General features: G+C 44.3%; 14 protein-coding genes and 1 pseudogene. 8 read left to right on the top strand and 7 right to left on the bottom strand.

Annotation, left to right across the window (positions count from 1 at the left end; translation table 11 throughout):
• The first annotated feature begins 41 nt into the window (after nucleotides 1-41).
• Entirely contained in the window at nucleotides 42-2081 is a 2040-nt protein-coding gene (locus AB3G37_RS16260; protein WP_369788480.1) for a S9 family peptidase, read from the top strand.
• A 124-nt stretch (nucleotides 2082-2205) separates the two neighbouring features.
• Here the strand turns inward: AB3G37_RS16260 and exoX are convergent, their stop codons facing one another.
• Entirely contained in the window at nucleotides 2206-2871 is a 666-nt protein-coding gene (gene exoX / locus AB3G37_RS16255; protein WP_369788479.1) for an exodeoxyribonuclease X, read from the bottom strand.
• 17 nt (nucleotides 2872-2888) lie between these two features.
• Nucleotides 2889-3653: a carbon-nitrogen hydrolase family protein gene (locus tag AB3G37_RS16250; RefSeq protein ID WP_369788478.1), complete on the bottom strand. Its 765-nt coding sequence runs from the start codon at nucleotides 3651-3653 to the stop codon at nucleotides 2889-2891.
• Nucleotides 3654-4143: 490 nt separating this feature from the next.
• On the opposite strand from AB3G37_RS16250, the gene pip reads away from it, so the two are divergent.
• Nucleotides 4144-5097 (top strand): prolyl aminopeptidase, encoded by a 954-nt coding sequence (gene pip / locus AB3G37_RS16245; RefSeq protein ID WP_369788477.1) that lies wholly within the window; start codon nucleotides 4144-4146, stop codon nucleotides 5095-5097.
• 31 nt (nucleotides 5098-5128) lie between these two features.
• Here the strand turns inward: pip and AB3G37_RS16240 are convergent, their stop codons facing one another.
• A complete protein-coding gene (locus tag AB3G37_RS16240; protein WP_009635832.1) occupies nucleotides 5129-5359 on the bottom strand; it encodes a DNA polymerase III subunit theta in 231 nt (76 codons plus the stop codon).
• Nucleotides 5360-5788: 429 nt separating this feature from the next.
• Between AB3G37_RS16240 and ftnA the strand changes: the two genes are divergently transcribed.
• The 4 genes from ftnA to AB3G37_RS16220 all read left to right on the top strand — a co-directional run bounded on the left by ftnA (nucleotide 5789) and on the right by AB3G37_RS16220 (nucleotide 8200).
• Entirely contained in the window at nucleotides 5789-6295 is a 507-nt protein-coding gene (ftnA, locus tag AB3G37_RS16235) for a non-heme ferritin (RefSeq protein ID WP_009635833.1), read from the top strand.
• Between the two features lie 239 nt (nucleotides 6296-6534).
• On the top strand, nucleotides 6535-6918 hold the full coding sequence (copC, locus tag AB3G37_RS16230) for a copper homeostasis periplasmic binding protein CopC (RefSeq protein WP_369788476.1): 384 nt from the start codon (nucleotides 6535-6537) through the stop codon (nucleotides 6916-6918).
• Between the two features lie 4 nt (nucleotides 6919-6922).
• The gene (copD, locus tag AB3G37_RS16225; protein WP_369788475.1) at nucleotides 6923-7807 is read left to right on the top strand and encodes a copper homeostasis membrane protein CopD; all 885 of its coding nucleotides are present in this window, start codon (nucleotides 6923-6925) and stop codon (nucleotides 7805-7807) included.
• Nucleotides 7808-7864: 57 nt separating this feature from the next.
• On the top strand, nucleotides 7865-8200 hold the full coding sequence (locus AB3G37_RS16220; RefSeq protein WP_009635836.1) for a YebY family protein: 336 nt from the start codon (nucleotides 7865-7867) through the stop codon (nucleotides 8198-8200).
• Nucleotides 8201-8718: 518 nt separating this feature from the next.
• On the opposite strand, the gene AB3G37_RS16215 is transcribed toward AB3G37_RS16220, so the two are convergent.
• From AB3G37_RS16215 to AB3G37_RS16200, 4 genes and pseudogenes are all read right to left on the bottom strand, one after another.
• Entirely contained in the window at nucleotides 8719-9147 is a 429-nt protein-coding gene (locus tag AB3G37_RS16215) for a hypothetical protein (protein WP_369788474.1), read from the bottom strand.
• 234 nt (nucleotides 9148-9381) lie between these two features.
• Entirely contained in the window at nucleotides 9382-9672 is a 291-nt protein-coding gene (locus AB3G37_RS16210; RefSeq protein ID WP_369788473.1) for a hypothetical protein, read from the bottom strand.
• 6 nt (nucleotides 9673-9678) lie between these two features.
• Complete coding sequence (locus AB3G37_RS16205) at nucleotides 9679-9831, bottom strand: hypothetical protein (RefSeq protein ID WP_369788472.1); 153 nt, start codon at nucleotides 9829-9831, stop codon at nucleotides 9679-9681.
• A 109-nt stretch (nucleotides 9832-9940) separates the two neighbouring features.
• Nucleotides 9941-10168, bottom strand: a pseudogene (locus tag AB3G37_RS16200) (tyrosine-type recombinase/integrase); the annotation flags it as partial.
• 286 nt (nucleotides 10169-10454) lie between these two features.
• Between AB3G37_RS16200 and AB3G37_RS16195 the strand changes: the two are divergent.
• Both AB3G37_RS16195 and AB3G37_RS16190 read left to right on the top strand, forming a co-directional pair.
• Complete coding sequence (locus tag AB3G37_RS16195) at nucleotides 10455-10766, top strand: hypothetical protein (RefSeq protein ID WP_369788471.1); 312 nt, start codon at nucleotides 10455-10457, stop codon at nucleotides 10764-10766.
• A 668-nt stretch (nucleotides 10767-11434) separates the two neighbouring features.
• On the top strand, nucleotides 11435-12064 hold the full coding sequence (locus AB3G37_RS16190) for a hypothetical protein (protein ID WP_369788470.1): 630 nt from the start codon (nucleotides 11435-11437) through the stop codon (nucleotides 12062-12064).
• Nucleotides 12065-12238: the final 174 nt, after the last annotated feature.

The raw sequence follows: 12238 nt of genomic DNA, 5'->3' as shown, positions 1-12238 counted from the left end.
CGATCGCGAACTGAAATAATCGAGAGGAGCAACACCCAACAATGATGACACCTCCAAAGGCTGAAAAACGTCCGTTTCCGATGACTGTGCACGGCGACACTCGCGTAGATGATTATTATTGGCTGCGCGATGACGAGCGCAGCAATGAAGACGTATTAAATTATCTTCAAGCTGAAAACGCGTGGACCGAGCAGGCGATGCAACCGCATCAGGCGTTGCGTGAAAAACTGTATCAGGAAATGGTTGACCGTATTGCGCAGCAGGACCACTCCGTTCCTTATGTGAAACACGGTTATCGGTATCAGACTCGTTATGAGCCGGGCAACGAATATGCAATTTACTTCCGCCAGCCGGAAGGCGAAACCGAGCATTGGCAAACGCTGATTGATGGCAACGAACGTGCCGCCGATCGTGAGTTTTATACCCTCGGCGGCCTCGATGTCAGCCCTGACAATGCTCAATTGCTGGTAGCGGAAGATTTTCTGTCACGACGCCAGTATGATATTCGCGTTAAAAACCTGAAAGATGACAGCTGGTCTGAGGAAGTTCTGAGTAATACCTCAGGAAGTGCCGAATGGGCCAACGATTCTAAAACCATCTTCTATGTGCGCAAGCATAAAACCACGCTGTTGCCTTATCAGGTTTATCGCCATGAAGTCGGCACTGATCCGGCCAATGACGTGCTGATCTACGAAGAAAAAGACGACACATTTTATGTCGGGCTGGATAAAACTACTTCCGAGCGTTATATCCTGATCCATCTCGACAGCACCACGACGTCTGAAGTGCTGCTGCTGGACGCCGATAATCCGCTGGCAGAGCCGGTGATGTTTGTGCCGCGTCGCAAAGATCATGAATACGCCTTCGATCACTATCTGGGTCATTTTTATATCCGTTCAAATAAAGACGGTAAAAACTTTGGCCTTTATAAGAGCGAAACTGCCGATGAAGCTAGCTGGCAGACACTGATCGCTGCGCGCGACGAGGTGATGCTCGAAGGTTTCAGCCTGTTCCGCGACTGGCTGGTTATCGAAGAACGTCAGGATGGCCTGACCCACCTGCGTCAAATCCACTGGCAGAGCGGTGAAGAAAAATCGCTGAAGTTTGACGATCCGACCTATGTGACCTGGCTGTCATTCAATCCTGATCCCGACACTTCCAAGTTGCGTTATGGTTACTCTTCCATGACCACTGCCAGCTCATTGTTTGAGTTGGATCTCGATACTGATGAACGCAAGCTGCTGAAACAGCAGGAAGTTAAAGATTTTGATTCTGCCAACTATCGCAGCGAACGCGTGTGGGTAAGCGCTCGCGACGGCGTGAAGGTGCCAGTATCACTGGTCTATCGACAGGATACCTTTAAGCCTGGGCACAACCCGCTAATGATCTATGCTTACGGATCATATGGCAGCAGCATGGATCCAGGGTTCAGCGGCAGCCGTTTGAGCCTGCTGGATCGCGGTTTCGTATTTGCGCTGGCACATATTCGCGGTGGTGCCGATCTCGGTCAGCAGTGGTATGACGACGGCAAACTGCTTAACAAGCTTAACACCTTCCATGACTTTATCGACGTCACCCGTGAGCTGGTTTCTCGGCAATATGGCGACAGCGAACAAGTTTATGCGATGGGCGGCAGCGCGGGCGGCCTGTTGATGGGCGCGGTGATTAACCTGGCACCCGAGCTTTATCACGGTATTGTTGCGCAGGTACCATTCGTTGATGTGGTCACCACTATGCTTGACGAGTCAATCCCGCTGACTACCGGCGAGTATGACGAGTGGGGCAATCCGAATGATAAAGCCTATTACGACTATATTCTGCAATATAGCCCTTACGATCAGGTAAAAGCGCAGGCATATCCACACATGCTGGTCACTACCGGTCTGCACGATTCTCAGGTGCAATATTGGGAACCGGCCAAGTGGGTCGCCAAGTTACGTGACTTGAAGACCGATGATAATCAGCTGCTGATGTACACCGACATGGATTCGGGACACGGCGGTAAATCGGGGCGCTTCAAGGCTTACGAAGATATCGCGATGGAATACGCTTTCGTGATTGCGCTAAGCCAGCCAAAATAAGACCTGCTAAGGTAAACTCAGGGTTTACTCACTAGTCACGAGGCAATAAAAAAGAGGCGGTTGTCCCAGCCTCTTTTTACTTTCAACTTCTGCTTATTCAACTTCTGCTTAGTTCCGCAGCCCGTTAGTTCTGTAAAAAATACTTCAGGCTGTAGCGCATGTCGGCACTCAGGTTGTCGATCGACTTCAGCATCCATCGTAGATAGCCCGGATCTTGCGCCGCTATCTCGGCAATTTTCTGCCCACGATATTTGCCAAATTTCAGCGTGCGTAACAAAGTAGGGCGGTCAACAAGTGCGACCATCTCTTCCGCGCTCCAACTTGTCTCTTTTAAAATCAGCTGCAGCAGCGAGGCCGTGACATAGCAATCATACAATGCGCGGTGTGGATGCAGATGTGCCGGTGGCGTGGTGTCGAGTTGCAAGCTGTTTCGCAAATTTTGCAGGCTATAGCTTGGCAGATTGGGGAACACTTCACGCGCCAGTTTTACCGTACAAATCCACTGACCGTTCATCTCAGGCAGCATTGCGCGATCAAAGGCTGCATTGTGAGCCACATAGAAGGGATGATTTTGATACCTTCTAACCGCAACGGCAATGCGCGGTTTGTCTTCCACCATTTCTTCAGTAATGTGATGGATAGCCATTGCCTGCGGGCTGATTTCCCGGTCAGGACAGACCAGATCGCTCATGGGCTGAGTAATGATACCGTCGACCACATCGACAGAGGCGATTTCCACCACGCCGCCGTTAAAGCCACAGGTTTCTGTATCTATCACCCTAAAAGTCATGCTTTGCTCCTGATGGTTTATGTCCCCTGATAGCTTAACAGCTCGACCTGTCCTTGCCAGCCGTTTTGAGTTTGCCTGGCGATGGTAATGGCGTCCTGATTAGCCGGAGCCACGGCAATCACATGCCCCTGCTCGGACCAAATCGCGCTTTTACCGGCCGGAACCCATCCCCCAGTTGGAGCGCAATGATTTGCCATCACGACAGTCATGCGGTGTTTTTCGGCATAGTTGCGCATCATCTCGCTTTCGCGCAGATAGCTAGGCTCTGAGACAAGCACTCCGGCAGCGTAAATTTCAGCCCCGTGCTCGGCCGCAAACTGTGGATGAGAAGCGAAACCGATATCTGCACAGATTGCCAGACCCAAAACTTTGCCACAGACGTTAAGCTGTGGACCGCCCTGACCGGCAGTGAAAAAGTGTTCTTCACTTTCGTGCAGATGCTGCTTGGTATAAGAATAAAGAGTGCCGTCGGGGGCAAACACGACAGCGCCAATATAGAGAGCATCACCATCGTTGCAGCATAAAGGAGCGCCAACTACAATCGTCATTTCATGATTTTTTGCCAGATTTCGCAAGGTTTCGAGACGGGAGTCCTGCAAAGTCAGACCTAACTTGCGGGCTAAATCAGGTTCATAGCCTGTTAATGACAGTTCGGGAAAAATCAGCAGGTTTACACGATGCGAGGCGGCGAGCGCGATGGCTTGTACATGGCGATTGATATTTACTTCGATATTACCAGCCAGGCAGGTGATTTGCGCTGCAGCAATAATAAAGTCACTCATTGGTTACTCTCAGATGTTTTTTAGCTCGGGCCTTTTAACAAAAAACCCGCGTTAGGCGGGTTTATCTTGATACGAAGTCATGTGTTAAGCAGAAGCCTTCTTGGCCTTTTTGTCTGCTTTTTTCTCAGCTGGGGTTTTCAATGGCTTTTTCTTCGCATTTTTTTTGCTATCCATTCCTTTACTCATACAGGCCTCTCTATAGCGGGTTGGATTGGGTTGCTATGCTATTTACTGCCTATTTGAGTAAAGTTGCAATAGAAGAGCGGCTTTTTTTCAACAATCTGTTGTTATGACAGCGGTTGTTTTTATTTGGCAACACCAAGCGCTTATTATCTGCACAGTGGCGCTGATTTAATGTGCTGTTAATCGAAAATATCCCGCTTTTTTTGTATTGAGAGTGCAAGGAGATTGACCCCTCTCGCTGGATACGCTGTTATTAAGACGAGCAAGCAAATCAATACACTGGAATGAAAAAACAACAGGAAATGTCATGCCTAAATTGAAAGGGTTGTATTTACCTCGGGAAGCATATGCCAGTGGATTGCTGGATACCGGTGATGGCCATCAGATTTATTGGGAGCGCAGCGGCAACCCAAAAGGTAAACCGGCGGTATTTCTTCACGGCGGTCCAGGCGGCGGCTGTTCGGCGGTTCATCGCCAGCTTTTTGATCCCAACGATTACGACGTGATGCTATTTGATCAACGCGGCTGCGGACGTTCGCTGCCCCATGCCAGTCTTGAAAATAACACCACCTGGCATTTGGTAGAAGATATTGAACGACTGCGTGAGATGGCCGGTGTCGAAAAATGGCTGGTGTTTGGTGGTTCATGGGGATCGACGTTGGCGTTGGCCTACGCGCAAAAGCATCCCGACCGCGTCAGTGAATTAGTTATGCGCGGCATTTTTACCATTAGAAAGCAGGAACTGCTGTGGTATTACCAGGACGGAGCCTCACGTTTCTTCCCCGAAAAATGGCAGAACGTTTTGTCGATTCTTTCTGAAGAAGAGCGCAAAGATGTGATCGCCTCATATCGTGCGCGCCTGACCAGCGGCGATCGCGCCGTTCAACTTGAGGCAGCAAAAGTCTGGAGCTTGTGGGAAGGGGAGACCGTGACCCTATTGCCGACAGAAGACTCGGCTTCCTTTGGCGAAGATGATTTTGCACTGGCTTTTGCCCGCATCGAGAACCACTATTTTACCCATCTGGGCTTTATGGATTCCGATGACCAGCTGCTGCGTGATGTTGAAAAGATTCGCCACATTCCTGCAGTGATTGTGCACGGGCGCTACGATATGGCCTGCCAACTGCAAAATGCGTGGGATCTTTCACAGGCTTGGCCAGAAGCCGAATTGCACATCATCGAAGGGGCAGGGCATTCGTTTAATGAACCCGGCATTCTTGATCAACTGATCCGCGCCAACCAGAAATTCGCCCGCACATGATGCTCTATTCTCGCCTGCGCGATGAAGCCGATTATTTTTGTTTCGGCTCATAAGGCAGGCGGGAATATTTATGTGATTCCGCACGATAAAACGCCACTCGTTCCCGAAAATAGTCGCGCAAATGGGCTACTTGCTCACGTTCGGCTATCTCTGCTACCACCGGCATGTTGTAGCGCTCTTTAAATGCCACGGCGGAGGCTGCCAAATCGACGTTAATTTTATCCATCTCTTCTTTACTGGTTTCCGCCAGATTACGATTCATTATCTCTTCCTGCTCATTGGGTGTTAACAGCCATTCATGCATGTATTGTACAAGAGCCAGAGGCTGAGGTGAATGCCTCTAGAGTGCCATATCGAGAACAATTAAATCTAAATGAGATTATCAATCATTTATATTCACTTTTGAGAACGAATGTTAATGGGTGATATTTAGATAAATAAATAATAAATCGAAATAAGAATGATTCTTTTTAATAGTAATTTATTGTTGTAAATAATTATCAATAACAACTTAATTATTATTTATGAAAAATAAAATCAATATAAATCATGGGTTTAAAATTATTCTTTGATTTTAATTATATTAGTTTAATCAAGGCTTTTTATTTTAATTCGAGTTGTGCATAATGCTCACAAATAATGCAATATAACGAATAAGAAATTTAATTTTATTAAATTCTGGAGATTCATCGTGCTTAAAGAAGATATGATCAAACAGCTTAATGACCAACTGAATCTTGAATTCTATTCAGCTAATTTATATTTGCAGATGAGTGCCTGGTGTAGTGATAAAGGTTATGAAGGTGCTGCTGCCTTTATGATGGAACACTCCCGTGAAGAAATGACCCACATGCAGCGCCTGTTCAAATACGTGAGTGACACTGGTGCTCTGCCGTTACTGGGCACAATTCAGGCACCGCGCTCAGATTTCGAATCACTGGCCGACGTGTTCAATCTGGCTTATCAACACGAGCAATTGATCACTGAAGAGATCAACAAACTTGCTGATCTGGCAATGACCACTAAAGATTATTCGACCTTCAACTTCCTGCAATGGTATGTTGCCGAGCAGCATGAAGAAGAGACCCTGTTCAAGTCTGTTCTGGACAAACTTGGCCTGGTTAGCGATACCGGAAACGGCCTGTTCCTCGTCGATAAAGATTTGAAGGAAATTGTCGCTCAATCACCGGTGGTGTGATTTAAACACAATAATCGATTTTCGTAATTAAGACCAAGCGCAGAGCAACCTAAAAGGGCTCTGCGTTTTTTGTCCTTATTATTCATAAGATTATTAGTATCTCAGCCTTGGCTTTTTGTGCGAAAATAGCTTATTCCTGCTTCTCATCTTTGTTTACATACCAATTTTCACAGATCCCGGCGACAGTTTGCGCTAAAGTTGCGCGTGAATTTTTCATATTCATTAGTCAAGGATAAATTGTGTCTATTAAAAAACTGAAGTCTTTGCGTATTCTCAGTTCTGCCTGCGTATTAGCCGCAGGTTTGATTTCACAACAGGCTTTTGCTCACGCGCATCTAAAAACCGAGACCCCAGCCGCAGATAGCCAAATTAGCGTGGCACCCACTGAACTTACGCTCGGTTTTAGCGAAGGCGTTGAGCCAAATTTTAGTAAAGTCGAACTAAGAGGTCCTGACAATAAGTCAGTAAAAACCGGTGATTTCAAACTGGCTGCCAAAGATAACACTCAAGTTTTGATTGCGCTGCCAACACCCCTGACCAGCGGAAAGTATTTGGTTTCTTGGCACGTTGTTTCTGTAGACAGCCATAAGACCCAAGGTGAATACAGCTTTACGGTGAAATAATCCTATGAGCCTGGCGTCACTTTTTGTCATTTGCCGTTTTGTGCATTTCGTTTCGGTGATGCAACTTTTTGGCGCCTGCGTTTTTACCCGCCTGCTGTCGCCAGAAGTTTTCACTTCAATACTGGCGCGTAAAAACCAGACGCTAATTACCACTTCAGCCGTTGTTTCAGCATTCAGTGCGTTTGTGATGCTGGCGATCCAGGCCGGGGTAATGGGGAATGGCTGGCCCGATACCATCAACCTTAACGTCTGGATGCTGGTGCTCACGACCACTTTTGGCGACGTTTGGCGCTGGCATATGCTGATGGCCGTTTTCGCATTGTTGCTGGTGCTGATTGATGGCTTGCCTGGGCGTTATCTGCTATTGATTTTGCTCAGTATCGGGTTACTGATAGGCCAGGCGCTAATTGGGCACGCGGCCATGCTTGAGGGCTCATTAGGCGTATTGCAACGAACTAACCACGCCATACATTTACTGAGTGCTGGCTACTGGTTTGGAAGTCTGATCCCCTTGATGACCTGTATGACATTTACCCATCAACCTGCGACACGTCCGGCGGCTATCCTGACTCTGCTGAGATTTTCTACTTATGGGCACATCGCTGTCGCGCTAGTGATATTGACCGGGGTAATAAATAGCGCCTTTATACTGCAGAGATGGCCTGCCAACATGCATTCGACGTATGAATTGCTGCTGGTCTGTAAAGTCTTGCTGGTGGCGCTAATGGTACTAATAGCAGTCTATAACCGTTATCGATTGGTCCCAAAGCTGGCGATGCACACACAGTTGGCCCAAAAGCGCATGATGGTTATTTGCTGGGCTGAGTTCGGATTGGCCCTTTTGGTGATTGCGTTGGTCAGCCTTTTTGCTACCCTATCGCCCAATTAAATCGACTTAGTGTCTTTCGCTGTAAGAATGAATTAGAAAGTTAAACGAGGAAGAGTCATGAAGAAAATACTACTTGGGTGCCTGCTGTTTACCCTGTCGGCCAGCTGCTTTGCGGCACCGCAAGTTGTCACCGTTAGCCGCCTGGAGTATGGCAAAACATGGGCATTTACCCGTGAAGAAGTGATGCTTCAGTGCCGACCGGGCAAAGCTTTGTACGTAATTAACGACAGCACCCTGGCTCAGTATCCGCTAAATGACATCGCTATTCAGCAGGTAAAACAAGGCTTGACCACTGCACTACCGTTGAACACTATCCAACTTGATGACCCTAATAACCCAGGCCATAAAATGAGCCTCGCACCGTTTATCGAACGAGCAGAAACCCTCTGTTAAATGCTGAATTATGTCCAGAGGCTGACTGCGTTGGCCTCTGATTGGCAATGCGCAAAATCTCTTCTCAATAACGATTTTTGATGCCAATTTCGAATCTTAAATGATTGGTTTTGAGGTTGCGGTCACAAATCTAAACTCATTTCCTAAAGTTATTATCACTTAACGTCAAAGTGGCTGGAAAAGCATCACACCTCAACTACTCTTTAACATGTAAGGCTTAACCGCCTGCATCAATGCCAACTTTTAGCGCACGGCTCTCTCCCAAGAGCCATTTCCCTAGACCGAATATAGGAATCGTATTCGGTCTTTTTTTTGCCCCACTTTAATATCAATCATTTACAATTAAATCAATGAGTTAGGCACACCATTTCCTGCCATTCTACCCTGTAGGATCCTCTGCCGCCATTTTGCCGCCACTTTTACCCGCTGTTTTCACCCCCAAAATCGATAACGGATTATTGGTTAAGGCATGATTTTTTAGGGCAGTTGTATGCTGTGAGCTTTAGTGCAAGATTGGCCTAGTTTTGCCAGTTAATCAGTTCGTCCAAATCATTGAGCAAAGCCGGGAAATAACTTTCATCAATACCGATCAAGTCAGTTAACGTAATGCTTTCAACATTGTTTTCAGGTTTTAATACCATCTCTAAGGCAACAGAGCCCGTTGATTCATCAGGATAAAAGGTCAACATTACTTGTTCAAAAACACTGCTGAAAACAATTTTATCACTCTTCTTTTGGTTCTTAAGAGATTGGTATAACCCAATCAATTCTTCTTTGATAGTCTCAAGATCGCCAGCCATAAACTCTGCCGAGAATTGGGTTTTCAGTTGTGGAATTGAAAATTCAACCCACACCATAATGCGGTCATAATCAGCACACTCGGGTTCAGGGATCCTCTCGTAGGGTGCTAATTTTAAAAGCTTTGTTCCACTTTGAATATTAATCATTCAATTACCTTATGGTATGTACTGAAAATGCATGATAGTCCAGTCTTTCTCTCTGACTACAACCTCAAGACGATATAACTTATAGATATACTTGCCTTTGTTTTGTTTGTCTTCCACAAGTCTATACATTCGACTTTCATAACGGAATAAGCCGGGTTTTTTTAATGAATCTGCTGTTCTGACACCATAGCGAATGACTTTTTCTTGTATCAGGAGAGGGACATATCTACCGGGTTAAAGCATATGTCTGGCAGCTGATTCTGTCATTTTAAGACTGCGCGCGGAAAGACCCACTTTGAGCCGCCCACGAAGCAAATTAATTGTTGCCTGACTGAGTTCAACTCTAGCCGCTGCTTTGACTCCACTTTCAAGCAACGCTTTTCCAAGTCTAATAAGGCGAAAAGCGCCAAATGCGAGCAGTGCTATATCGGTAGGATCGATCAGAGGTGTTTCAAGCGGGGCTTCTTCCAAACGAATAAAAATGCCACTGCTGTCATAAATACGCCATAACCCAGGAGCCTGCATTACAGATTAGCCAATACACATTCCAGACTCATCATCGAGAATAGGCTTCGAATCAAGAGGCACATTACGCGGAGGAAGTTCAAAATAGTTGCCTGGCTGCAACGGTGACTTAAAAGCATAAAGCCTTCCCGGCTCTTCCGTCGTTATAGATCCTTGCATAACTAGTGTGGCCTCCTGATGATGGTTGATGACCAAAGCATAAATTACATTGAAGTGTTCATCTACAGCGGATTTAATTACGCAGGAATTAATTACTTTCAGAAGATATTTATACCTTCGACATGCTCAATTTATTACCATTTTTGACAGGCATTTTTGCACCTAAAATCGATAATGGGTTATTGGTTAATGCGTCTTCTAAGTGGTCCGGTGCAAAGTGCGCATAATGCATGGTTACCCTGATATCTGAGTGTCCGAGGATGCGCTGAAGCACGATGATATTGCCACCGGCCATCATGAAGTGGCTGGCGAACGTGTGGCGCAGAGCGTGGGTCATCTAATCACCTAGGAATAGCAAAGAGTAATATTGCAGGTTGGCTCCAGCGCGTGCAGATCCTATGCAATGCAATTGTACAATGTGCCTTGGATACAAGGGCAGATGCTAACTTGTTATTTACTGAAGAACTTGCAAAAGCAAGTTTTAAAGGGATGGGCAAGCTCAATAAGGATAAACCTCTTTTAGACGAGATTTTGGCATTAGGTATAAAGTTCGTGCTAACTCGTATGTTTGACGCCTACGGCTTCAGCATACAAAAAGAGTTGTAGGATTTGCCATCCCCAAAATGCTTTTAAATGGCGGTAAACTTGAACATGCAGGTTATTGGGAAGCCGATTTAAGTTTCGTTTCAAATAATTTTTCAGACCCTAATTTTTTGTATAATAACTCAGGATCTTGGTTAGTAGATTTAGGCGTAAAAGATTTACGTAATGGAAGTTGGATTTTGCGAGTTGATGACAAATACGACATTTATGATGTTATTTTGTTGCCCGGTATAAAAATAAGCATTATCAATAATGGCTCAAGTTTCAGTTGTGGTATCGATGAAGTTGCCGCAACAGATAAAGTCATAATTGCATTAGAGTATAAATTTTAAAGGGAATAAGCATGGAAGCTATATTTATTTCATTCGCTTTTGCGATTCGGACGATTAGTCTTATATGTCAAAAGAAACAAGGTGTTTTTAGAAAAATAGTAGAATCGTTGTTCTCATTTATCTATTTTGTTATAGCCGGAGCAGTGAGCGATATTCTTGAGTTCCTGCCCATAAGTATCATTTTATTTTTGATTGGCTGGAGTATCATCCATTAAGCAAATCGATTATACAACAAACGAATGGCATCTAATGAAGATCTATTTCGTGAACATAAAGGGGTTTTAAGAGTCTACGAAATAGATAATATATTATGTTGCGAAATAGAATAGGATTAAGAATATTCTGTTCCAAATATATAGCTTAAAACAAGAAAAACTTCTCTAATAATTTTTTTTCCACAGCATTATTTTAAATAATGAGCCAAATAGCTTTCTTAAATATCAATGCAAAAGATGAGTATGAATTTAGAAATTCAGACGTTTTTAAATATGATGAATACCCTTCAAAAGGATGTTGCCACTTAGCGCGAAAAATGAGAACGTTCATCTAGATAGGATTGAAGTCGATATCATTTTAAAGAAACAGGTGAGGATGTCGATCCTTATAAATGGGCAGAAATGTTAGAAATTTCATAATTAATGCATATAAAATTCAAAGGAAATATAATCATGGAAGAAATTTTATCACCACTGGTTAAGTATATAATTCCATTTATTACTACATTAATCGCTGTTGTTGCATTATTCAAAGGTTGGGTTTTTCCAAGCGACCGTCTTTTTGATAAACAAAAAAAATTAAGTAAGTTTTCATATGAGCTTTATAAAATATCAGGGGAAGAGCATCTTAAAGAACTTTCAGTTGAATATGGTTATGCTGCAATAACTAAAGAGTTGTTTCTTACGAAAGAACAACGCATAGCACTAATTAAAAGTAAAGATCCTACTCGCGATATAGATTTATTTAGAAAGTGTAGTAGCTTACTGACTATAAGACCTTCCCCCCTTTCATTTGAGTGGAAGGCACCAAGGCATAAATTTAAATTATATCGAGGATTAGTTGAGTTAGTGAGGGTGACTTTATATTTTGGCGGAGCTTATTTAGCTACTCTCCCACTAACATTCAATGTCTTACTACCAGAAAGAGCTTATGCGAAATTCTTAACATTGAGTTTACTTAATAAATGGCTATTGGTCTTGTATATAGTCTCTGTAGGTGCTGGAGTAGCTTTGACTAGTTTGCACGGGTTATCTAAACTAACATTTGCCAGAGAGCTAAGAAAGCGACATCTAACATATTGATTACTATAGTTCTATTGCCAATGATGAGTAACCTTGTCTTGTAATGCATCGATTATAAAGGCCGAGATTCAGCTTCGATATTTTCTAATTATTTATTTATAACGAATAATTGCAGAATTATCCTGAGGTTTCCACTAATTTTCATATTCGGTCTTTTTAAAGCATGACGTACTC

It is taken from the genome of Rouxiella sp. WC2420 (assembly GCF_041200025.1).
Lineage (GTDB): Bacteria > Pseudomonadota > Gammaproteobacteria > Enterobacterales > Enterobacteriaceae > Rouxiella.
The sequence above is the reverse complement of the archived record's forward strand: the minus strand, read 5'-3'. Positions and strand labels throughout refer to the sequence as shown.